Origin of the sequence: Vibrio olivae, from assembly GCF_042428525.1 — a bacterium.
GTDB classification, from domain to species: domain Bacteria; phylum Pseudomonadota; class Gammaproteobacteria; order Enterobacterales; family Vibrionaceae; genus Vibrio; species Vibrio olivae.
This window is the reverse complement of the sequence record NZ_JBHMEP010000001.1, coordinates 836455-861183: the sequence shown is the minus strand read 5'-3', so window position 1 is coordinate 861183 and position 24729 is coordinate 836455. Positions and strand designations below refer to the sequence as shown.

At 42.8% G+C, this 24729-nt stretch carries 19 protein-coding genes; 3 read left to right on the top strand and 16 right to left on the bottom strand.

The window, feature by feature from the left end; all coding sequences use genetic code 11:
- Positions 1-10 precede the first annotated feature (10 nt).
- The 9 genes from ACFFUV_RS03925 to ACFFUV_RS03885 all read right to left on the bottom strand — a co-directional run bounded on the left by ACFFUV_RS03925 (position 11) and on the right by ACFFUV_RS03885 (position 9932).
- Positions 11-703, bottom strand: a complete 693-nt coding sequence (locus ACFFUV_RS03925) for a hypothetical protein (protein WP_390189853.1) — start codon at positions 701-703, stop codon at positions 11-13.
- 176 nt (positions 704-879) lie between these two features.
- Positions 880-1383, bottom strand: a complete 504-nt coding sequence (locus ACFFUV_RS03920) for a hypothetical protein (protein WP_390189852.1) — start codon at positions 1381-1383, stop codon at positions 880-882.
- Entirely contained in the window at positions 1370-3577 is a 2208-nt protein-coding gene (locus tag ACFFUV_RS03915) for a glycoside hydrolase family 19 protein (protein WP_390189851.1), read from the bottom strand. Before ACFFUV_RS03915 ends, ACFFUV_RS03920 begins: the two co-directional genes overlap by 14 nt.
- Before the next feature lie 11 nt (positions 3578-3588).
- Positions 3589-5046 carry a DUF4150 domain-containing protein gene (locus tag ACFFUV_RS03910; RefSeq protein WP_390189849.1) on the bottom strand — a complete coding sequence of 486 codons (1458 nt, stop codon included), beginning with the start codon at positions 5044-5046 and terminating at the stop codon, positions 3589-3591.
- Positions 5047-5211: 165 nt separating this feature from the next.
- Entirely contained in the window at positions 5212-6003 is a 792-nt protein-coding gene (icmH, locus tag ACFFUV_RS03905) for a type IVB secretion system protein IcmH/DotU (protein WP_390189848.1), read from the bottom strand.
- Entirely contained in the window at positions 6000-7325 is a 1326-nt protein-coding gene (gene tssK, locus ACFFUV_RS03900) for a type VI secretion system baseplate subunit TssK (RefSeq protein ID WP_390189847.1), read from the bottom strand. The genes icmH and tssK overlap by 4 nt, the downstream gene beginning before the upstream one ends.
- A gap of 11 nt (positions 7326-7336) precedes the next feature.
- Positions 7337-7837, bottom strand: a complete 501-nt coding sequence (tssJ, locus tag ACFFUV_RS03895; protein WP_390191827.1) for a type VI secretion system lipoprotein TssJ — start codon at positions 7835-7837, stop codon at positions 7337-7339.
- A complete protein-coding gene (gene tagH / locus ACFFUV_RS03890) occupies positions 7830-9320 on the bottom strand; it encodes a type VI secretion system-associated FHA domain protein TagH (protein ID WP_390189845.1) in 1491 nt (496 codons plus the stop codon). The genes tssJ and tagH overlap by 8 nt, the downstream gene beginning before the upstream one ends.
- 9 nt (positions 9321-9329) lie before the next feature.
- Entirely contained in the window at positions 9330-9932 is a 603-nt protein-coding gene (locus tag ACFFUV_RS03885) for a hypothetical protein (protein ID WP_390189843.1), read from the bottom strand.
- Between the two features lie 639 nt (positions 9933-10571).
- Here ACFFUV_RS03885 and ACFFUV_RS03880 point away from each other — a divergent pair.
- Genes ACFFUV_RS03880 through ACFFUV_RS03870 form a run of 3 tightly spaced genes read left to right on the top strand, consistent with a single transcriptional unit; the run spans position 10572 to position 15770 of the window.
- Entirely contained in the window at positions 10572-11858 is a 1287-nt protein-coding gene (locus ACFFUV_RS03880; protein WP_390189841.1) for a type VI secretion system ImpA family N-terminal domain-containing protein, read from the top strand.
- Between the two features lie 25 nt (positions 11859-11883).
- Complete coding sequence (gene tssM / locus ACFFUV_RS03875) at positions 11884-15282, top strand: type VI secretion system membrane subunit TssM (protein ID WP_390189839.1); 3399 nt, start codon at positions 11884-11886, stop codon at positions 15280-15282.
- 35 nt (positions 15283-15317) lie between these two features.
- Positions 15318-15770 carry an Lrp/AsnC family transcriptional regulator gene (locus tag ACFFUV_RS03870; protein WP_390189836.1) on the top strand — a complete coding sequence of 151 codons (453 nt, stop codon included), beginning with the start codon at positions 15318-15320 and terminating at the stop codon, positions 15768-15770.
- A 74-nt stretch (positions 15771-15844) separates the two neighbouring features.
- Here the strand turns inward: ACFFUV_RS03870 and tssG are convergent, their stop codons facing one another.
- The 7 genes from tssG to ACFFUV_RS03835 all read right to left on the bottom strand — a co-directional run bounded on the left by tssG (position 15845) and on the right by ACFFUV_RS03835 (position 24660).
- Positions 15845-16843, bottom strand: a complete 999-nt coding sequence (tssG, locus tag ACFFUV_RS03865) for a type VI secretion system baseplate subunit TssG (RefSeq protein ID WP_390191825.1) — start codon at positions 16841-16843, stop codon at positions 15845-15847.
- On the bottom strand, positions 16840-18588 hold the full coding sequence (tssF, locus tag ACFFUV_RS03860) for a type VI secretion system baseplate subunit TssF (protein ID WP_390189833.1): 1749 nt from the start codon (positions 18586-18588) through the stop codon (positions 16840-16842). Before tssF ends, tssG begins: the two co-directional genes overlap by 4 nt.
- Before the next feature lie 11 nt (positions 18589-18599).
- Positions 18600-19010, bottom strand: a complete 411-nt coding sequence (gene tssE, locus ACFFUV_RS03855; RefSeq protein WP_390189832.1) for a type VI secretion system baseplate subunit TssE — start codon at positions 19008-19010, stop codon at positions 18600-18602.
- 93 nt (positions 19011-19103) lie between these two features.
- Positions 19104-20582, bottom strand: coding sequence for a type VI secretion system contractile sheath large subunit (gene tssC / locus ACFFUV_RS03850; RefSeq protein WP_390189830.1), 1479 nt, complete (start codon positions 20580-20582; stop codon positions 19104-19106).
- Positions 20583-20590: 8 nt separating this feature from the next.
- Entirely contained in the window at positions 20591-21097 is a 507-nt protein-coding gene (gene tssB / locus ACFFUV_RS03845; RefSeq protein WP_390189828.1) for a type VI secretion system contractile sheath small subunit, read from the bottom strand.
- A 26-nt stretch (positions 21098-21123) separates the two neighbouring features.
- Positions 21124-22665, bottom strand: a complete 1542-nt coding sequence (gene tssA / locus ACFFUV_RS03840; RefSeq protein WP_390189826.1) for a type VI secretion system protein TssA — start codon at positions 22663-22665, stop codon at positions 21124-21126.
- 3 nt (positions 22666-22668) lie between these two features.
- Positions 22669-24660: a serine/threonine protein kinase gene (locus ACFFUV_RS03835; RefSeq protein WP_390189824.1), complete on the bottom strand. Its 1992-nt coding sequence runs from the start codon at positions 24658-24660 to the stop codon at positions 22669-22671.
- Positions 24661-24729: the final 69 nt, after the last annotated feature.

The following is a 24729-nucleotide window of genomic DNA, read 5'->3' as shown; positions in this document are numbered from 1 at the left end:
CCACTTTAATCTACTTAATATCAATTTTTTCTTTTATAGTATTATCAGAATCTATAACAAAAGTACTTTTAAGATTATACCCATCTTCAAGTTTATAGTAGACAAAATAAAAATTATTAAACTCTCTAGAAATATTTGATTTTAAGTTTTTGATTAATACGCTAGAAGAACCATCTATATAGTCGTATATTCCATCATACTTGATATACAATTCAAAATTTTTATTTTTATACTTTAAGATTTTTAGTTCGTCAAAAGGTATGACTGAACCATCACTATCTCTCTCTAGTTCATAGTTATATTCAATCTGACTAACACTATCTATAATAGCACTAGATTCATCTATCGCATTAGTGATAGGGATCTCTAATCCACAGACAGCATTTCTATTAACAACACCATTACTTATAATTCGGCTACTATTATAAATACAGGTAATTTTGTCATGTTGATATTTATCGAAAACGAAATACCTTTCAAAACCATTAGTCGAACTATAGAAAAGCGCTTCGCTACCAAAAGCTTTGGTAAGAGAGAAACTAGTGTTAGCGCCTTGATTTAATACATTACTATATATATCACCATCTATAATAATATTATTACCATTTATTTCATATAGATTAAACGCTAAAGTTTTAAACGATATAAAAATCACAATATAATGTAATTTTTTAAAAACAGATTTATTTAATATGTTTATCATAAAAATTTTAAATAATAACCATCAAACAGATATACTTAAAACTTCCGAATTAAGGTATTTACACATTATTGTTAGCTTAGACTTAAAAAACTTTAGGCATAAAACAAGATTTTTAATTCAAAACATATAAAAAGTCAACTCCGTTTGACTTTTTATATAAACAGTAGATTAAATATTTATTCATAATATTGGAAGATATCAACATTCGAGTAAGTTAAATTATCATTGCATTGTGAATAAAAAATTTCGTTACCATTTTTATCCACAGCTAGCCAGCTTTTAGCATCAAATACTTCACTATTACCAACTATATATTTGTAGTTACCTAACGAAAAGTGAACTCTTGTACTATAATATTTATTCTCATCTTCTGTTGCCTCCTGCCTAATCGATTTATATCCAAAGTTAGAATGATTCGCATCATTTGGATAATTTAATTCAATATTGCTTTCGGTACCATACCTATAAACTAAACCTATACTATTTATATTTTTTTCGCTTACTTTTTTTTCATTATTTTTGCTGCATAGAGAAACTATTTTTTTATTATCTAACTGACAACTAAATTGAACATATTCATCTACACTACATAAATTTTTTTTATCGCCCTCCTCCGAATACGTACTAAAAGCGAAAAAATAAGCCATAGAAAATAAAAACAAATTTTTAATTGAAAACATGAATTCTCCATAAATTAGAAAAGTTCTTTCGCCTAGCATCATAAGAACTCGTATGATAGTTAACAACTTCAGTTATCTTATTAACAGTATTTAAATCATGATCGTCTGCGATATCATATAAATACTCACCATCTGAATTTTTCTTGTTTAACCAGAAGAATATCGCAGAGCGTACTGACAATTCGGGATTAGTAGTAATTTCATCTGGATCATTCATAATATTATAATTATTATCCGGCCATTTCTCATCAAGCCAATTTTTAAACTCCTGATAATTAGAACGACCAGTAAGCTGTTTCATTCCTCTACCACGATAATTGTAACCATCGTTAGAATCATAATTACCATTACCGATACGGCCATAGTAATAGCAGTTCATTACGATTTTCCTATCTTCTAATGTGTATAAACTTCCATCAGATTTAATGAACCTTCCCTGAGAATCTTTCCCATTTTGAGCATGTTTATCTATGTAAAGGGTACCATCCTCATATTTTTTTCTCCTAGCACTAATAAAATCTTTAGATGTTTTTAATAGAGTTCGACTATAAGTGGTATACTCGTCTAGTCTCAAATTACTGCCAGTCTCTTGCATGACTTGGGCAAAAAAGTGAGTTCTTCGTTCAGGAGTATCCAGTTTATACATTTTAATATTTTCATTTAAGTCGTCTATTATACCTTGGACAAACTCACGCTTACTATCTACCGTGGTGACACTCCAAACTTGTTGCATCATACTAAGTGTAAACTTAAAGCTATTACTAAATAAAAGAGGCCAGAAATAATAAGGTTTTGGTACAACAGTGATGATATCACTGGCATCTTCCATCCAAGTCAACAGCTTCGCGCGTTCTTGTTGTTGGCTGAAGAACTCTTCATAGATGCTTTCAAGTTTATTGTGCCATTGTGAGTCTTGGTATTCCTGCTTTGAAACAAAGCTGCTTTGCAGTATTTCATCCAATGATTTTTTACCGACGACTTTTATCATATCAAGCAAACTTTCAGCGGACTCATTAAACCACTCACTCTGGTGTTGAACAATGAGGTTCTCAAGTTTATCACGCTTACCGTTCAGCCGAGTAATTAAGTCTTTCGTCGTGGTTGGCGCTTCACTGGTGTCACCTTCTTCCGAAGTGAGTGTGACTAATTGTTCAAATAGCGCATTACCTGGTTGAATAGCTCCGTCACTGCTGGTTCCATCAATGGGTGTGGTATTGATATTTTCAAACTGTTCTAAAAAATAGGCTGGTGGAGTATCAAGCGAGAACATTTCGATATGCACAACATCCTCAACTTGTTTGGTTCCATTAGGATCTTGACTGAATTCATTCAGCGACAAAAATCCTAAAGCCTCACCCGCTTGTACTGAAATGCGAGTATCGACTTGTGGTGAATCAGGCTTTTTCTCAGCCACCACCACACCTCCACGTTGAATAGTTTCGGCCAACATCCATTCAGGCTCAGTTTGTGGTACCGGTTGGATATAACCCGCTTTATCTAAGAATTCAAAACGCGTGCCTTCTTCAAGCCCCGCCCCCGAAGCTATCCATACTTCCTTTCCGACTAAACTTTCATTGCCGCTGGGTACAGACAATACTTTACACCGGATCATCGCATGAGGTACCGAACCTATCGTAAAGCTCTGGTAAGTATCATTATCAACATCCAAGTATTCAAATTCAGTGCCGCTGGGCAGAGCCATTTTTGTTTCTAGTTGGTCGGCATGAGGTTCACCACTACTTGTACGAAACGTTCGAACATTAATGCCGGTAGGCTCTTCCATTTTAAAACGTGAAGGTTTGGCATTCGCACCTATCGCACTGGGTGGCGCTAAATGCATATATAGGGTATAGAACGTAAAGCTCGCAGTGGAACCTTCCGTTGGGTCAGAAAATTCATGTTCAAGCAAAACAAAGTTATTGCTGAGCTTGAACTCTTTTCCTAAATAACTTGTGACAACGTAATCGTCGCTAATTCTGTAAGCAGCAACCTTTCCGGGCAACATTGCTTGCACAGCGCGCAAGTTTTTCCCCCAAGGGAAAGATTGAGAGTTGATATGCACACCGCCGTGCCAACCATGCCCAGCACTTAGCAGATAACGTCCTGAAGTACTCTTATTAAGATCTTGTTTGAACTCGGTAAGTGAAGCATAGTCCGAGCCATCGCGTTTTAAGATTGGAAATACTGCATTCATAAAACGCCCTCTTAATCAGAAAATAGATCTTTGAAAATCACAAATGGTGGTCGATTTGGATTATGCGCCTTGGTATAAACAATGGTGCTAAATTCTCCAGAGTTGGTCGCAAATCCTGATTCCCCCGTACGATTAACAATCGCGCCTTCCGCCATGCTGGCAATATCGGCTAAATTAGACGCAATCTGCTCAAAGATCTGGCCGAAAATATCAGGTAAGAGGTTACCCAATGTTTTTGTGGCATCACGATAGGTTGCGAGTCCCGTTTCGAGAACACTTAAACCACGCGTTTGAGCTTGCATCTGCATATATTCAAGGCGAATATCAAGGTCAGCAATGAGGTCGCTAATAAAACCACAAAGGGTATTATTTACCTCTTCCCAATCGAGATTTTGAATATAGTTAAGTGTGTTTCCGGTACCGAGCAAACGCAGTTTGGCTAATAACTCTGCAGGCGGTTCTGCGCTATCGGCTTGGGCAAGTAAACGAATAATATTGCCTTGAGGGTGCGCCTGCTCAAACAGTTGCTCAAGCAAAGGCTGATATTTTTCCAACGTTTCAGTGTCATCTAACGAATGATTTAATGCCGACACAAACGCAAAAGCGAAATCTTTTGACTGATTACGACTCACAACAAATGGCGCCGTAATTCGGCTTTGTTCATAAACAATATCGCGGAAATCATCATCAGTAAGCTGAGGAGAAATCAAAATCCCCCAATCATTGCTAGCCGCCACACTGATGTCCCAAAAAGGGGTGCGATACCCCGAGACGTAAGTGCAGAATGTTTGGCTATCTTCATAGGTTTCGGTCGGTTGATTGATAGGAAGCGAAGCATTTGCAACGTAGTCATCGCTCGATTCACTGAGCACCAAAATACACTCTGCGGGGGAAAGCCCGCTCACCGAACCTTGGCCGTTGGCATCAAGGGTTCCACTGCCAATCACGCCACCGCTTGCATCGCGCAGTTCAAAAGGTGCATTGGCATAACCAGCGCCATTTGGATAACGACAAATCAGATCAATGGTATAAGTGCCTTCTTGCTCCTCGGTAACCGATACCGATGGATTCTGCACCCCACCTAAACACATCGTATTGGCTTTATTCATGGTCATTTGATCGGATAAGCGGCATACGCCTACCCCTTCAAATTTAACCGTGGCAGAGGCTGAAATAAATTCCGCTTCGGCTTCAATAGTGCCCGACGATTGCCCCATTTTATCGCCTGCTGCGTCACCAGTACTTTTCGCAAACTTGCTACCTTTAATCGCAACACTGTTGCCGCCATCCATTGTAATACTGGTAGTGCCATCAGCGAGATCGGCCGATTTCGCGTTGTTGCCATAGGGGATCGGGACAACAGGTGGCCCACATTGTGTTTTACACACATCCGGTAAAGTTGCATTGGCTTCGCCGCCGGAGCCTTGATGCACGACACTTAAGCCGTTGGCATTCACTGTTACACCCATCGCTGATCCACTTAAAGTTGAGATGATAAAAATAGTAAAAGAGATTGCCGAAACAATCCCTCTTAATCGCTAGTCATAATAACTATTCAGCCTGTCGTTTTATCTAACCTGTTCAAAATTGAGTCAGCCTCAAGAATTTCTGAACCGTTATTGATAAAAGATTAACTACTGGTACGCATTGAGTAAGTCTTGAAATTTCAAATCAATCACCACATACGTTACCGCATACATCGCCGCAAAAATTAACGCGGTTACCCCCAAAGTGAACTTGGGGGAAATCACTTTCTTAAGCGGTTTCTTTAAATACTTGGCTTTAAGATTAACAAGCGACACTTTTTCCTGTTCTGCTAAACGATCATCGCGAACTAATCGATAAATTGTGTTACCGATGTCGGCCAGCTTTTCATTTCCTCGTTCTTCCCGCCCATATTTACCTTGGAAACCGAGTTGTAACAACAGGTACAAAAATTCAATCACATAACGATATTTGCGCGGATCCGCTTTAAGCCGTTCAAGAATAATAAAGAATTTGTCACCACCCGATGTTTCATTGTGAAACTCCGACAATAGACTGTTTTGACTCCAGTTACTGTTCGCCCCCCACTCTTGGCGCAAAACTGACTCATCAATCGCAGCGCATAAGCAGTAACGGATAACCAAAATCGAGGCGCGATCAAGTTCCATTTCGTTCAGTTTGCGCTCACCCTTACGGATTTCATGAGCAACCTGTTCACGAAATGGCATTGGATCATCAAGCCAAGGAATAGAGGACATACAAGACAGGCTAGCGATTAACCAGGTGAATTGGTCAACAAGTGGGTTAACCCCCATTTTGTCGATTTCTAAATCACGGACCGAGATATTACGGGATAAATCAGGCGCCGGCATGACCTCCATCGGTTTGCCGGGCTCAGGTTGGAATAAGACGACAGTGACATCGTTATCGGCGTAACTCATAAGCGTACAGCCCACAACTGTAGTGATAGATTCGCAAAATCACCGGCCACATGAACAGCAATCGCGGCACTATCTTTAAGCGCTGCCCACTCATCACTTGCCTTATCCAATTCAAAGTACGTGTAACCGGCATGATATGGCAAAGCACGTGGTACCACTGGCATCGGTTTAATTTCAATACCTGGCAGCTGCAAGTTAATAAGGTCACGAATGTTATCGATCGAACCAATCTTGGTTTGACTCACAAATTGAGTATGCAGAACATCCAGCGTAACGTCTGCCTTAACAGCAAGGATAAACGTCGTGGACTCCACAACCTTACGGTCAGGAATTGCGGCGGTGCGAATGCCGTAATTTTGATCTTTCAGCGTTAGCGGGATCGCTCGTTGTTCAGACATCACACTCAAGGTCATTTTCGCGCTTTCAAGTGTAGTGGTTAAACAACTTGTAAGGTCACCATGGTTATATTTAGTAAACTCTGTCGGCCTGCGGGACGCGGAACACAGTGTTGATAGTTCGCCCTCGGCTTGCAGCAAAATACGATAGAAAGACTCAGGGTGAACCCCCTCTACGCTCGCAAAATGCCAAAACAAAGGTTCATAACGGTTTAGTGCTTGCAGCAGCATGAAATCAGAAACAGAAGACACACCTTGCTGGTCAACCACCCCTAAACGCTGAACAATCGACTCAGCTCGGTGCTTGAGCATAGAAGCAAATTCAGTGGTGTACTTACTTAGCACGCTTGAAGCATGGATATCTAGACAAGTGGGAATAAAGCTATCATCGAGAATCACGCTACCATCAGGTTTGACTTCCGATATTTTCAAAATAGGAATCGAGGTATACGCACTTTTATCTTCATGATCATAGAGCAGACAAAAATTAAGCTTACCCACTGAAATACTGGCAATGTCTTCACTGTCATAGCAGGAGTCGACAGCTTCTTGCGCTTCAATTTTATAACGTGCACCATCCTTCTGGCTGCCAAATAGCTCAGCGCGTTCAGAGGGAAGCGGACAACATAAATACACCACTTTATCCGTGATAGACGGGTCAACATCGCGAACTTCTGGAAGCTCCGCCAATAAAGGCAACTCAAATGGGGTGCGATCTTGAAGGACACCTTCAGCGCGAGTAATACCAATTTTGCCTAAGGCCAATAATTCTGCGTTGATTTCAATACGCTTAAGTCCCCAATGCAGAGGGGAACTGTTTGCGTTGAGCATGCCCGCCATTTTACCTTGAGAGCGGTCGAGTTGCTGGAAGTGCTGCGGCTTCATGAACATGCCGTCTTGCCAAACAACTGGGTTGTATAAAGACATGTGGTGATCCCTTAAAAATACGTCTGTTCTATGCCGCGACTTTTATCGGAAGATAACTCGCTGCCTTCAACAATTAATCTCAAAAAATATTCGGTTTTTTCATCAACCAGTTCAACTTTGCGCCATGACGAGCCATTAATCTCACGAAACGCCACCGAAAATCCGACGGCACGAGTATCAGGAGATAACTCAATTGTCTGTTCAATGGTATCGCCTGGCTTGAGCTGGAATTCATAACGTTTGATGTACTCATCGCCAAGTGCCGCTTTGTCGTTATCAAACAGAGCAAAGAAATCGAGGCTTCGAAAAAGAACGGGCGATGTTAATTCATGAATGCGTAAAATGACGGGAGAGGATTCCCCGCCCTCACGAACGTTGAGAACATCAGAAGCCTCGATCACTAATTCAATCGAAGATGTTTCAGGCGTGATTCCCGTAGATTCTTTCATTTGATCCCACACTGCGCATCCGCTGAGCGAGGAAACCATTAATGCGATAAGCGCACTACGCATGTTTTTCTTGAACAATTTTTTCATAGTTTTCTTTGATCAATTTCTTTACAGAATGGTCGTTAAATTTAAGGCGGTTTTGATCATAATGAGCGGTATAAGCGCTCCAAAGTTTTGATTTAGATGCAAACTTTTTATTGTTGCTAAAATCATGTTCAAATTTTTTCGGCTCACAGGCATTAATCTGTTCAACCAAGAAATCGCTAATCGCGCGTTCATATAACACGCGGTGATCAGAAAGTTCATCGAGCATCTGCTCAATCAGTTCATGAGGTGCAAGGAGTTTTTGACTGCTTAGAGTTAACATCAGCTCTGTCAAATTGGCTGTCGTGTTTTGGCTTTCGCCATCTTGCTTCAATGTCTCTACGTCATTGAGCTCTTTTTGTAAGCTGTCCATACAGAGACGCAAACACATTCCCATGTGTTTAAAAAACTGCTCATCTTGCTGCACAAGTTCGGGCGCTGAGATTCCTAATCCTTGAAAAAACGCCTCGCTCATACCTAAAGGGCCTGAAGTAGGCGGTGTCTCGGTATGAATCGTTGTCGGCTCGACGTTTACTGATGGCGTAACGCTCGCTTCTGATGACTCCGCTTGATGCTTAGGTTCAAATGGCAAAGTGACTTCTTCCCAGCTCTGAGTTGGGGCTCCAGTTTGAACGGTTTGTTGCGCCGCCGCCTTTACGGTATGTGCGGCCTGGTGAGCCTCAGCGTTAAATGATTGCGCATTGGGCTGTTTTTCTGCATGAGGCGCAGGCTCAACAAACACCTTCTCTTGCGGCGGGTGATTGTCAGTGCGGGGAGGCGCAGACGCTGTTTTCTCGGCACCTAACCAATCTTCAGGAATCAGGTTCGGGATATCAAATTCGGAATCGATACTAAAGCTATCATCAACGATTTGACGACGATTATCGATTGGTTCTGCAGGCTGAGGCTTACGATGCTCTTCATCTTGAATCAAGAAATCATCATCGCGCTGCATGGAAAAATTGAGGTGTGTGATAGGGTCTTGCCCATCAATTTCATCAGGTTTTGTTTCCATAAACAGATCTTCTAGAGACCCGACTTGCTGCTCCTCTTCAACAACAGGCTCGCCTAGATTCACTAACGGGTCACTTGAATCACGTTCAGGGGCAATATCTGCGGCTATATCTTGAGCCAGCGCGATTTGCTCAAACACAACGTGCATTTCATATTGTCCAAGGGTAACAGCATCCCCTTCATAAAGTGACACAGGTTGATTGCGTAGGACTTTATTGCCATTAATTAGAATGCCGTTAGTGCTGACATCACTAATGTAATATGTATCCCCATAGACGCTAATCAAGCAGTGCGTACCCGAAATAAACCGGTTATGGTCAGCAAGTGTTAATGTACAGCTTGGATTGCGCCCAATCGAGCCTCCTTCTTCTGGCATCTCAATATGCTTAGAGCCGGTATACTCTTCCGGACATTTGGCGATGGTTAAAACAAGCTGATTTAATCTCATTGTTGACCTCTAGAATACCAACGAAACAGACAGTTCGACGCCACCCAACCCATCGTTGAACACGGGTGCGATGTAAGAAGCTTGAGGAATAAGTTGAACATGTGCGTTCGGATTACTGCCCAGTTTAATCACCATTCCGGCAGTCACAACCGCACCCACTTCAAACTGAGAAACGTCTTCCAATTGGTCACCATATTTGTAGCCGTCTTGGTCAACAACCCAGCGGTTAGAATATTGAGAATACGCAAGGGATACACCTGCACCGATATAAGGCGTAAACAGTGTCCATGTCCCAATCGCATACTGGGGAACGACACGCAGTTCATAGTTTGTGACTTCCTGATATAAACCATTCATTGGTGCGTCTACTTCACCATTGAGATAATTTAAGCCAAACCACCAACGCCAGCGATTATTGTTTTCGTCTAATGGACGAGTATGAACGAGGCCAAAACGCGTCATATCTTGTTCGCCACTTTCGCCTTCGTCATATTCAATGCTTTCGACACTGAAAAGATTATAAGAAATACCGTATCGTTCGCCTTTCGCGAAACTAACTGTAGAAAAAAGACACATAAGTGATAGCGCGCCAATTTGGCTTGGTTTGAGCATCGTTTCCCTCGAAGAAAAGTCTATTCCGAATAATAAAACGCGAAAGATACCAAGCTATTGGACATTTTCAACATGCTGTAAAGCACATCGAGCAAATACTGCAAAAAGACTACTTAAGACGTGAATATAACTATAACTTTAGTTATATAGCGATAAAACAAACTAATGATAAGAAAGACAATAACAAACGCCGACCTAGTTACACAAATGTAAATAGAACCGATGTTTTATTAACACAACACAAACTATCGCTCTATTTTTTATCCTTTTTAATCTGCCAGAAAACCAGCTTAAAACGCTCATTATTTAAACAAAATAAGCCATTACAGCATTACATCCTTCAGAGAGACCATTTTATGCAAAATATTTAAATAAAAACATAAAAAATGGAATAAACATCAAACTTAACTACCTTTTTAGATAATACCATTCGGTATGTAATGTGATGCATATCACACTTAGTTAAAATACAACAAACGAGGGCAATTTTTTTGTTCAAATTAAACTTTTTAACTATAAAATCCTTCGCAAAATAAATATAAAAGCTAAAACCTTAAATTATAAAACTATAAATTAAGCCTAAAGGTTTAGGCATGCATATCAACCATTACATTGTAACTTTAGTTGGATCTATTCAATATGTTCTTTACTGATTTTGCTAGAAGGCCTATTAGCGATACTAGCCCTTCTGGTGATAACCCTAATAATTTGGAAGAGTTTGACGAAATCAAACGTCAAATAAATAACCTGAGTAAAGTTACCGGGTCTGTCTCTTGGAAAAAAGTTCAAACTCTTTCAAAGAAAATTCTTGTCAGCGACAGTAAAGATTTTCGATGCAGCTGTTATTACACCGTCGCAGCTATGCACAACGATGGTTTAAAAGGTTTTGTCGAAGGCTTACACTCTCTGCTTGATCTGTGTGTCGTATATTGGCACTCCGCCTACCCCGATCCAAGCAAACCCAATGCTCGTATCGGTGCGATGGAGTGGCTAATAGAGCATGCTGATAAGCGGCTGAAAAAAATCAATATTTCAGAAGATCACCTTCCCCTCCTTGAGGCTGGCCACCGTGTCTGCCTAAGTCTGGAGGAAGAGCTTCGTCTCCATTACGGAATTAAGGCGCCTTCATTCGGGGGGATTCGTCGTGAGCTGATGCAACACATCGAGAACCTGAAAGACAAGCAAGCAGAAAAAGAACGTCAGGCGAAGAACAAAGCGGTCAAAGTCGAAATTATGAAGCCGGCAACACCTCAACCTGCGACCCCACCTAAAACAGCCACACCAACAAAAAAAGAACATGAGAGCCGTTCCGCTATTATCACTATATCAGCGATGGTTATTGCGTTATTTGTTATTGTGAGTTCTTATTTTATTTACCAAAACCACCAACTTAAATCACTAAAGACAAATATCGAATCTGGCTCTATACATCAAATCGAAGTAATAACAGATAAGTTATCCGTCGAATACAAAGATTTTAAAGACGATATTAAGCCACTGCTTATTTCTCGTCTTAATAGCTTAATGAATGGTTGGCAACGTTCGCCTTTAAAAGTGACACAAATGGACAGCCTAGGAAATATTCTTGATAACGTAGTAGCGTTATATCCAGACTCGTCTAGTGCGTTAAAACTTAATCAAGAATTTTACCAGCAGCGTCGTAACATCGAAGTGCAATATTCTAATTTGCACAAACAATTTACAAACGCTCGTACGGTATTTGCCAATGTCATTGCAAATAGTGCGGATAATGAAGCTAAAAAAGCCTATCAATATAGCAACACCCTTTTTCCTTTGTTGGGGCGAATTGAGTATTCAGAAAAATCACAAAACCTTGAAGAGCTAAATCGTTCTCTTGAACTATTGAATATTTATCTGCACAAGATAAATCAAGTTCAGCATGCTCTCGAAACTACAAAACAATAATTAGACAAATAAACGCAACAGGCTTATGTTAAAAAATAAACTCTTCCGCAATCCAGTGTTTTTATCAACACTGGTAGCCATTATCTTTGCGTCGATTTTAGCAGCAATATTTATATTTTGGCTGACTGATCTAGACAAACTGTATCTTTGGGCCGGTCTCGGTGTCATTGCTTTATTCTATGTCGTTTTCCAGGTAACTCTGTGGGTTAAAAAACGCAAAGGCAATAAAGCGCTAAAACTTGAGACCGAAGAAGAAGCGCTTTCTATGGTGATAAGCCCCCTGTTAAGTAAGTCTGGGAAAAAACCGATTTATCTACTTTTAGGGAACAAAGGCGCCGGAAAAGTTCAGTTTCTGACTAACTCCAACGCCATCAAACCAATGGACAAAAGCCGTACCGCAAAAAACGACTTCTTTGAATGGTATGAGTCAGATACGGCAATTTACCTTAAGCCTGATCAGCGTCTCGTATATCAAGAAGTATCAAGTGCCGATGCGGCACTTTGGGATACATTGGTTAAAGAGGTGATTCGACACCGCCCAAGAAAACCGTTTGCTGGCAGCTTGTTCTTTATCGACTTTGAGTTTTTGATCGTCAACGAAAATGAACAAGTCGAATACACGCTCACTGCCCTGCTTGACCGTCTTGAATCGATAGGCAAAGAGACTTCTTCCGCTCTGCCTATTTATCTGATCATGTCTAAGTTGGATAAATTGGAAGGGTTTAAAGAGTACGTTCAATTCAGCCCATTAAAAACAAGCATTGAGTTTCTTTCTATCCCACTGAAAGAAGCCAAAGGTGCGGTGACTGACTATTACGAAGACAGCTATCAAAACTTGGTTAGAGTCATGGAAACCAACGCCCTAGACTCTTCGACCAACACAACCAACGTTGATGAAAAACAAGCTATTTTGGCATTTCCAAAGCAATTTGAACTGTGTAAATCGGAAATCGGCTCTTTAGTGGAACGTATCTCGTCAATCAATCGTGGTCACTATTATTTTGATATTCGTGAAGTGTTTTTCTGCTCGAGTATTCAAGGCGGACGCAAATATAATTTGCTCGCGAAAAGCTGCAGCAATTACTTCAATTTGCCAATCATTGCTTCGGAGCATACTCATTTATCAGAAACGCCGTTCTTCACACGTTTTCTGGTCGATTCGCAAATTCTTCCTGAAGCGGATTTTGCAGGCGAAAACAAAGCTTACCTTCGTAAGTTACAGCGTAAGAGCCGTGCAACCATTGTCTTTGCCGCGATGTTTATTGCAGGAAGCGCGTATTTCTTTGTCGATACTCTCGGCAGTAATATACGTGTAATTAACACCTTAGTCGGTGTCGACACGGTTGATAGCGGTGATAGCGCGACCAAATCCTTTAATGAAGAGCTGGAAAGTGCGTCTGTCTCTGTGCAATCGGCTTACGAGGGCTGGCTAAGCGGTAATACCGCATTGGACAACGAAGTTGTCTCTTTAAAAGTCAGTCGATTAGAAGACAGTACGAAAATTGCCTATCGCGCGCTTATCGACCAGTTGTCAAACAAGCTGATGCCTTTGATTGAAAAGGGTTATCGCATCGAATTGGCAAACAACCAAGATAACCTAAGCCGCTCTTTGCCGCTGCTCAAAGGTTACTTGATGCTCAAGGAATCTAAGAAACGTGACGTTAAGTTTTTGCGCAAGCAAACGCTGCAAGTCCTTAACGCCTTGAGCTCAAACCCAGAAACCGTCACCAAAGTGATGGACTACTTGGATGCCTATCTACGCACGTCATTTGATTCGGTTGAAATCAATATGGACATCGTGCGTGCAACACGTCGTTCTCTGCTTGCACATTCGAATGTTGATTTGGTTTACGCACACCTACTTCAACAAGCCAGTGACATCGATTTAGGCACGTTAGATATGCAGCGCGTCGTCGGCTTTGACTTCTTCAATATTTTTGATGACCAAGTCGATAATAACCGCTTAGAAGTCAGTAAAGTGTATACCGCTACCGGATTCAGTACCTTCTATCGTCCTCGAGTTGACCTCATGTCGGAACAAGTGATTGCCGACAACTGGGTTTTGGGCCTATCCAACAATGTGGTACCGACACCGGAAGAGCAAGAAGCGTTTAAGCAGCAAGTTCGTAAAAAATACACCGACGACTACATCACCTATTGGCGTAATGCGCTGAGCGAGTTGAAAGTCAAAAAATACGATACTGTGGGTGATATTACCAATGCGATTGACCTGATTTCAGGCCCATCTTCACCAATGACCACGGTTCTTAAGCAAGTGTTCAGCAACACCCACTTTACACGTGATGAAAGCCAGGACGCCCTGCTTGCGAAGGTCAAACCAAGCTTAACGGATGCCATTGAAGAAGTGACAGACCAAGCTGAAGAAGTGGTTCAACCTGACTACGTGTTAATGCAGCGAGTTGAAAAGGCTTTCCATAACCTCAACCAACTGCAGGTCAGTGAAACATCGGATACCACATCACCTTGGGAAGAAACCGTTACTGCACTGAGCCAAGTCCGAAACTACATGAAAGATATTGCGGACTCGCCAGATCCTCAAATGACGGCGCTCACCGTTGCCCGCCAACGTATTAGCAGCACGGATGCCGACCCATTGATTCGCTTAAAGCAAATAGCCGATCGCTCACCAGAACCGGTTCGTAGCTGGCTGCTTGCTGTCGTCAATCAAAGCTGGTCTGTGATCATCAAAGAGTCTTCTCGCGGCATTCAGACTCAGTGGTACAGCCAAGTCTACAGTAAGTTTAAAGAACTTGGCCTTGGTAAATATCCCTTTGATCTGAAAGCAGAAAAAGAAATTTCTCTAGAAGACTTTGAGTTGCTGTTCGCCTCTGGTGGTATTTTGGATAACTTCATTAAAGAGAACTTTGCTCCGTTCTATGACACCAACCTATGGCGTCCAAAACGTCTAGATGGCGAAACGATGGGACTGTCTCAGGAAGTCTTGGTCCAACTGCGCAACTACAACGTAATTCGTGATGCTCTGATCAATAAGAGCACCAATAAAGTATATATCCCGTTCAGTGCTGAAGTGATGGATATGGACTCAAGTGCAATGCGTGCCAATATTCAAATAGCAGACGCAAGCTTCAATTATTTCCATGGCCCAAGCCGTATTCAAGAACTGCAATGGCCACCCAAAGACGGCAACTTCAAGATCAGTATGACCATTCAGGACGTCACTGATGAAGGTACACAGCATGTCTTAGATAAGAATGGACAATGGGCGATTTACCGCTTGTTTGGTGACTCAACACTCACCAATACGCATAACGGCAGCTTTACCAGTGATATTCGTATTTCTGGCCGAGATTTGCGTTTACGTATTACCCCGCATGCGCAAACCAACCCATTTACATTGGAAGAGTTATATAACTTCACTCTTCCAGAAAAAATCGAACAATAACAACACTATACTAAAAATAACGCAAAGGCAGGACTATGATGTCAAATATGAATCTTCAAGGTTTAGATAAATTGGATCGCAAGATACTTTCTAACTTGCTTTCTAATGGCCGTGAATCTATCGCCAATTTATCTCGTAACATTGGTTTGTCACGAACGGCAGTGGCTGAACGCATCAACAGGCTAGAAAAAACCGGTGTAATCAAAGGTTACACCGCTCAAATCCGAGTCGAAAATGAAGGGCGCAAAGCCGCCAGCTATTTGCTGATCTCTTGTGAGAAAGGCAAAAAAAACGAAGTGAGCAATGCGCTGAAGGAACTGCCTGAAGTGCGTCTTACCAGTATTGTTGGGGGTAACTACGACATTATTTCGTTAATCGAAGCGCCAGATCTTCAATCGATTCACCGCTTATGTAACGAGATTGAATCGTTTAACGGCATCAAATCGATTAATACCACGGTGGTTTTGCATCAACCGATCAATCGTTAACCATTGTTTCGACACGCAAAAAAGCCGCTTCTCCCAGCGGCTTTTTTTATTAATTTTATTCCGCCCTCAAGGCGCTAGATACTACCAATCACTTTGATCTTCGCATCACCCTCTTTGGCTTGTCCTAGCCATAACGTTTGCCCCAGTTTATTGCCCTTGCCCTGTCCTAACTGATTGTGGGGAATCGTATCGAGGTTAACGGTCAGCTTGAGATCCCAAGACATCGGGTCACGCAAAATAAACTGCATCAACCCAGTTAATGTTCGGTGTCCGTCACCTCCGTTTGAAAAGGTCACGAACGTATCGAAATCAATATTATCGATACACACATTAAACTTACCGTTTAAGTCCGCAATACTCTGTCCTAAGTGCAAATTTTGCCCCAAAACGCAGTTGGCACGATTTAGACGATTACGCTGACGCTCATCAATATTAACACGGCGATACACCCACTCTTCGATACGGACACTTGGTAGCGAGAAATAGTGCGCAACGATACCAGAAATCAGCTTAGGAGAGCGTGTTCGCGTCGAGAGCTGACCAACGTAGGATAAAATTTTCGCCCGATCGAGTTCAGAGGCAGACGTTTCCTGAATCACTTCAGACAAGCCCGCTAGGTGGAGAATACGCCCTGAAAAACGATCATTTGCCCCGCTTTGATATTGAATATGATAGCGGTATTTTTTCCACACTCGATACAACAAAGAGATATGTCGATTATGGAAAAAATCGAAGAAGTCTTTTACCGGGTTATCGTCTTCATCACGCCCTGCGAGTTTCTCCGTGTACGACGCCGGTAGTGGTGAACTTGAGCCGTGAAGCCCCAAGAAGTTGGTTTCAACCCGAGTATAACTGCGACCATCGCGTTCCATATGAACGATATAATCCATATCGCTTTTAGGAAACGATAAATTTGGCGACACGCTAAATTCAATGAACTCATGGTGAAAGTATTTATTCTCACCCACGGCGACAAACTGATTATCGGGTTCATACTGGTAGTGCTTCTCCAGCAAGTGCACTGCTTGGAAGAAACTAAACTCATGGGTTTTAGAAGTTAATGCACCAATCATAATACTGTCTGCTGCCCAGTTAAGCTTTCCCACTGGTAAACTTCACCACTGGCTTCATCAAACACTTCTAGCTCAGTAAACGAGTTCACACTCGAGTACAAGCGGATAAACTCATTGAGAACGTTACACATTAAGAACATGTCACCTTCATTGACGAAATAGGTCGAATTGGTGGTGAGCTTGAACTGGTTGCCGCGAATCGAAACCCCGCGAAATACGCGATCAATGGGACTCATTTGCGAATCTCTTATGCCATCTAAGCGATGAATCGATGCTCGGTGCGCTTGACGGTCAACGCGAGAATGAAAATCGTAAGTGGAGAGTAAGACTTTCAATACGTCGATGTTCGCGAGCGATAAATAGTTCAGTGACATATTGGCAATGAGCTGCCATTGCAGTTCACCATTCACTTGAGGGCTCACAGATTGAGTCGGCTTAGTGATATTACTGAAGGTCGCATAGGTCGGGGATTTATGTGTCGTGTACACAATATCACCCACGGATAGGCGCTCAGCAAGGTCAGCGTTGCTGCATTTGAGCTTCATCAATACCGTTTCAGTCCCAAGCTCGGCAACATCGCCATTATGAGTGTGGAAAGAGATATAGCGCTCTAACCCTCGCCCACTGATACGCTCAGCCACTTTGGATTTATAAAACTCACGCTTATCACGTTGGTTAATTTGGTGTTCAAACGACTCAAATTCAATCAATGCTTTTCGGCGCCGCTCATCTTTACTCCAGCTTTCCACTGCATCGATGGAGTACACTTCATAGTGTTCTTGGTTGGTACTTTGTGGGCGGACCTTATATTCATTGCGGCGATGCTCCAAACGGATTGGGTCACCGTCTTTCTCAAATAAGTTCACCGCAGGCGTACAATTAAGACGAAGATGCTTATCTTTGAGCACCACTTCAGAAGGCAAAGCACGATTAAAGCAAAAGGTCATTTTCAAGGTCGAACGTTGCGGAATGCCTTTTAACCACTCAAGCCCTGTGACATCAAAGAACATGAATTTGTCGGGTAATGAGAAAAACTCTTGCAGCAAGCGGTACCCTGAAAACGAATTGGCGCCGTAAGGAAGAATCGCTTCTTTTTCCCCAAAGCCCACCGCTTTCACTGCATCCGGTCTGAGTTGATGAACATAACCGCCACCAACGTCCAACTTAATGTGATCAAGATACTTAAACAGCCACAAATACAGCGAGCGTGTAATATGCAGTTCACCGTGGAGGTGAAAGCGTAAAGAGTCCATACCGATTCGACTAAGCTCAAGGCCGTTTTCCGTCGACAAGGTAACATCGACACTGGAACTTGTCCGACTATTGCTCTGATCGATTTGGTTAATTTGCAGAGGGTAGAGGCTGACATCATAACAGGTTTGGAATAGACACTGTGTGCCTTCGACCTGCTCACTGGCCATCTCTGCCCCGCGTTTAATGACGGTTTTTTCAGTCACACTGCCGGAGTGCGGTTTGAGTTCACTGATGCACATCGACGGGATGGAACGCATGTAGTGAGGCCACAACAGAGTCATCAATGATTGCGTGAGCTCAGGTAGCTCATCGTCTATTTTTTCGCGAATTCGCCCGGTGAGAAAGGCAAACCCTTCAAGCAGACGTTCCACATCCGGATCAAACGTGCCGTCAGACAGGAAATGCGTTAGTTTAGGGTGATATTTAGCAAATTCAGCGCCCGACTCACGAAGATAAGTCAGCTCATCTTGGAAATACTTACTGTTACTCAAACCGTTACCTACTAGACGTTAAATTGACCATCGACACCCATATAGATATCAATCGACATCGAGACCTTGCCCCCGTTATGGAATACTTCAGCCAAAATGCCGAATCCGAGTTGCAACGGGTTATGGTGATCTTCGCGATAATGAACGTCGATATTACGTAATCTCGGCTCATAGCGTTCGATGGTGGTGCGTATATTTTGCTGAATATTTCGCACTAAGTTGGTGTTGTTAGACAACACATCGTTAAAATCAGGTAAGCCGTAATCGCCATCAATCATGGCGTTTCCGGCGTGGGTATTAAGAAGATCGGCGAGATGAATATGAATGGATTCTATGAGATGTTTGTGTGACACCACTTTGTCATAACTGTTTTTGGGTTCACCCAATTCAATACGTTCTAATAGACGATAACCTTTTTCCATACTCGGCTCTTACTCTATGCGATTGCCACCGCAACTTAACCCGAAAAAGCGACCAACTTCGAAAAGACTGGCCGCCTATGTTTTTACTTTGAATTACTGATCCAGTTTACCAACTAGAGACAGATCAAAGCTTGCACCCATGTATTTGAAGTGCGGACGAACAGACATTGATACTTTGTACCAACCTGGATCGCCTTCAACGTCAGACACTTCCACTTTCGCTGCGCGAAGCGGACGACGACCACGAACTTCCGCTGGCGGGTTCTCTTGGTCAGACACGTATTGACGGATCCATTTGTTCAATTCGCTTTCTAGGTCAGAACGCTCTTTCCAAGAACCGATTTGTTCGCGTTGTAGCACTTTAATGTAGTGAGCAAGGCGGTTAATGATGAACATGTAAGGAAGCTGAGTACCCAACTTGTAGTTCATTTCCGCTTGCTTACCTTCAGGCGTATTAGCGAAGACTTTTGGTTTTTGTACTGAGTTTGCAGAGAAGAACGCCGCATTGTCAGAACCTTTACGCATCGTTAGCGCAATGAAACCTTCTTCAGCCAATTCGTACTCACGGCGGTCAGAGACCAAAATCTCTGTTGGGATCTTAGTTTCGATTTGACCCATAGATTCAAAGTTGTAAACCGGAAGGTCAAATACTGCGCCACCACTTTGCGGACCAATGATGTTTGGACACCAGCGATATTTAGCAAATGATTCACTGATTTTTGATGCCATCGCGTACGCCGAGTTACCCCAAAGGTAGTTATCGTGGCTGTCTGTTACCATCTCATCGTAGTCAAACGCTTTGATTGGGTTATCTTCCACAGAGTACGGAGTACGTAGCATAAAGCGTGACGTACACAGACCAACGTAACGTGCATCTTCGTGTTCACGGAAACCACGCCATTTTGTATACTGAGGGCCTTCAAACACTGACTTGAGATCTTTCAAGTTTGGTAAATCTTCGTAGCTGTCTAGGCCAAAGAACTTAGAACCCGCAGATGTAATAAATGGTGCGTGTGACATTGCGCCAACGTTCGCCATGTATTCCATCAATTTAATGTCTGGTGTGGTTGCCGCAAGTTGGTAGTCACAGATAACGGCGCCTACAGGTTTACCACCGAACTGACCGTATTCACGCGTATAGATTTGCTTGTAAAGACCAGATTTCACGACTTCAGGCGCATCTTCAAAGTCATCAAGCACTTCATCTTTTTTCGCTGAGATCAATTCAATCTGAATGTTCTCGCGGAAATCGGTATGGTCAACAAGGTATTTCAGACCACGCCACGTTGACTCAACCGCTTGGACATCTTCGTTATGAAGAATCGCATCAACTTGCTTAGACAGTTTTTGGTCGATTTCAGAAATCATCAGATCAACCAGAGATTGATCAACTTTGCTGTCTGAGCTTGAATTGCTTAGTAGTTCACCAATGAAAGCTTCAACACCACGTTTGGCAACGTCGAAACCTTCATCACTTGGTTTTAAACGGGTTTCATTCAGAATACTATCAAGAAGTGAGCCTGATTCCGCCAGGGCTGCTTCTTGTTCTGCCGCTTGAGCTTCTGCCGACATACTATCCCTTACTCTTCTTTCGCTTCTTGGTCTGCACCAAGGCTTAGTTCATCCAATAATTTCTTACGTGCTTCTTCATCTTGAAGCACTGAAGCAATCTTTTTACGGAACGCAGGTACGTTCCCAAGAGGACCTTTCAACGCAACTAAAGCTTCGCGCAGTTCAAGCAGGCTGTTAAGCTCAGGAACGCTGCGAGCGATAGATTCAGGGCTGAAGTCTTTCATGTTTTTAAACGTTAGATCGACGCCCATTTGTGCGCCTTCTTCGTCTGTAAGACGGTTTTCAACGTTTACTTTTACGTTTGGCGCATAACCTTCAAGTACTTCGTTGAAGTTATCTTTATCGATGTTGATTGGCGTACGCTCTTCAATCGGGGTTTCATCTGCACGCGCAGTGAAATCACCGACAACCATCATACTCAGCGGCAGTTCTACGTCTTCTTGCGCATCACCTGTTGCTGGAACATAACGGATATTAATTCGCTCTTTAGGAGCTACCGAGCCATCACGTGACATAACGAGTTCCTTATCTAATATTGTTACTAGTCATTAATTGTTGTCCAATCTTGATACTTTTCAGGTAGTTGCTCTTTATTGGGGTATAACTCGTTAAGAGTTTTTTGAGTAAGAACATCTAATTGCAAAGACAAGTGTGGTTCCCAGCTAGCGAGATTAATTTCTTCACGTACAAGCCAAATTTTTTCAAGATAAGGAAGACATAAAGTGCATAATCCGACGCTGTGGTAGGCTTTTACTAATTGTAAATACAGCAAAAACTGCCCTCGACCCGAGCGGTCCTGCTCTAGGCGCTGGGCAACATCTGCTGAAAAATCCCCTAAATTCTCAAGGGTCACCTCTTCCACTGGCGGCAATGATTGATCTTCAGCAAACACCACATTGTGCATCGTGGTGGTTCCTGAAGCCTGCGCAACACCAGACGACAACCAATTGAGTGTCGCTTCATCGGCAAATGGAACAGAATTTTTGAACGTGAGTTTTTCAATACCTGAAAACTCATTTACAAAGGACAAGACCTCATCTTTTACAGCCGTCGCTGCGTTATCGAGCCCTAAGTTAGTTAGCATGGAGAAAACGTAATAATGGCCAGTGAGCCAAAACGGCGCATCAGTTAGTGTTCTCTCTAAACGTTTAATTGTATCGACGTCACTCTCTTGTTGAGCTTTGTCTCTATATTCCGTTTGCTGATCTTGCGAAACGGCGAGAATAAGTGGCGTTTGCCCCTCTTGGTTATCTGGTAAGCCATCTACATCATCCCACGTTAAATGGCGGAACAAACGGTAAGCAAGCGGGGCTGCTGGGTTTGCATGCAGCATGGTTTCCGCGACTTTTTTCAACGTCCGCTTTGATGCCGTTGGCGTAGAAAAGTCGGTATCAATATCGACTTCTTTCTGTTTCGGTTTGCTCTTGGTATCAGGCGCTGGCGCTGTTTCAACTTGCGGCTTAGGCGTGGGTGTTGGTACAACACTTTCAGCTTGAATATCAGGCTGAGCCGGTTCTGGCTCAGCAGCAGGTTGCGGCTCAGAGGGCGCCGGTTGCGCACTTGCACGCTGCATTAAGCCGTTAAGCTGAGTACGAATTTCAAACAAATCAGCTTCAGAGTCTTCGTACACTTCATCAAATTTGCCCTGCAGTTTTTCAGTCACTTGCAGGCATTGTGATACCGCTTCCCAACTTGCTTCTTCATACTTTGGTAACGTGAGTTTTAACTGATGGTTCAACCATTCAATTGCGCCATCTCGTCCACGTTTGCGCCTAGGATGCAAATCAGCGCCAAAACGGTCTAAAGCTTGATAAACCAGTTCTAAGCCCTGCTCCACACCGTTTAAACGATCGTCTTCAGCCAATGCGCGCGTCAAATAACAACATGCTTTAAGATCTTTACTGTGCGTGGATAATACTTCTTCAGCCTGAGCTTTCACGACAGCCCAATCCACCGTTTCACCAAACAAAGAGCCAAATTTTTTAACTTCAGCTTCCATCAACTCGTAGCTAAATTCGTATTTCGCATCTTCACCCGTTGGCGCAGTGTCGCTTATCGGCGCTAATAACGTTTCGAGATCCACGGCTTAGCTCCTCGTTGACGTGTTGTAGTCAATCAACGCACGCTGTACAAGCAGTGCACCTTGCGCTGGTCGTGATTTTTGGTGGCTGTTTTGAATCGAATCTGTCGCCATTTGACCAAGCAGTTCAGTGACTTCCGAGAACTTTTTCGGCGCGTTGCGCTCAAGGTCGGCGAGCGAAACATTTAATTTCTGCTTATCGAAAATAAACTGACCCGTTACCGTACTAAACAGCACGTATTCACTGCGGGCCACTTTCAGCTCGCGCATTTTGGTTTGCAGTGCAGCAGTTCGACCAAAGAAGGTCATTGCTGCTTCAATTTCGTCAATGGCTTGCGTGTAATAATGCTTTTGCGCATGCGTTTCGACCGATTGATAAACACTCGCCAACACTTGCTTAGGCAGGACTTTGCTGTAGAAGTAGCCTTGTGACTGGTTCAACAACCAAGCTGATTTCAAGTACTCATCGGCTTGCTTCGATTTCCCATTTAGGATCAGTTTTACTAACTGGTCACGCTGATTGCCTGTCACATCCGTTAATTTGATGGCATTAACCGACGCTTTGTTTAAATGCGACATAGCAAGATCAAGTTGCTGCTCAGTTTTAGGAAACAGCGCACCATCATCACTCAGTTGTTGACGGAGAGTGACTAATTCACTGCGCACTGAATTCAGTGTTCCCGGCAGTCCTGATGACGCATTCTGGTACGCGGAGAGATCCGATTGGTATTGGTTGTACAGGTTATCGAGTTTGACCTGCTGCACTTGATAAGCTTCACGATATGGCGCTGTCGAGACAACATTCGCCTCCATGTCATTCAAGGCGTCTTCAATATCCCATGGTGACTGAGCCAAAAAGGATGCAGTTTGCGCAGGTTTAATTGCCGAAACGACATCGTTATTTTGCTGTTCAGACTTCACAATATTGCGCCATTCTGGCTGGCTCGCATCATAAAGGTAAGCCCCCGTAATCACGACGACACTCGCGACTAGGCTGGCCTCAAGATAGCGAAAACGCTGACTGGGTAAACGGTCAAAGGCTTTACGCGGAGTCAATACTAAATCGGCATTTCGTAAGTTGTTAAAAATTGGAGCGCTGGCATTGGCGTCAAGGTTGTTAACATCAATGCAAGCTAGGCGCTGGGCAAAAGAAATCGGCGTATAACCGTGCTTACGCGGCTTTAGAATGACATCGCGAATCAAGCTCCAGACATGGCCAGGAATCAGTTGTGGGCGCTTACGGTTAGTCAATTGAGTTTGCCAAGCATCACCAAACACATATCCCAAGAATAAGTGTCCAGTTAGAAGCGCCAGTGAATATACATCATCTTGCGGGTATGCAGTTCCGGCTTCTAGATAATCTGGAGACGCGTATTTTAAGCTTGCTTCAGCGTACTGCTCTGCTTCGCCGACATAGCGTGACGCGCCAAAATCAATCAATTTGACGTTGTCATTTTCGCTCACAATGACATTGGAAGGCTTGATATCAAGGTGACAGACACCACGCGTGTGCATGTATTCCAAAGCACCCGCAAGCTGATAGATCAACCACGCAATGTGGTCATGACGAAACCCTTTGCTGGAATAACGCTCCATCTTATCAGCGACAGATTCACCCTGAATCCACTCATACATGAAGTATGGGCGTTCAAACTCGTTACCAAATTTAATAAATTCAGCGACGCTTGGGTGCTGAGAGATTTCTAAACGACTCGCTTCACTTTGCAGTATTTTACGTGCGGCTTCACTTGCATCTTCGTTGACAACCTTGCAACACAACTGCTTTTCGGGAGCGTCTTTCTTAGCTAAGTGATAAATCGTCGTTGTGCCGTTTTTTGAAGGAATCGTTTCAAGCACATCAAATTGAGAAAACAGCACGTATTCCAGCTTTGGCTTATTTTTATTCGCCATATTTTGCTGTTGCTGTTTTTTCTTTTCAATTGCCTTCACAACCAGCTTATCGATATAGCTGTTGGCTATCCCTTTGTTCTCTGACACGATTGACTCTTTAAATGAAGGAAGTGTTATTACGCGCAGATAATAATTAGTCTCCCCCTCCTAATTCAA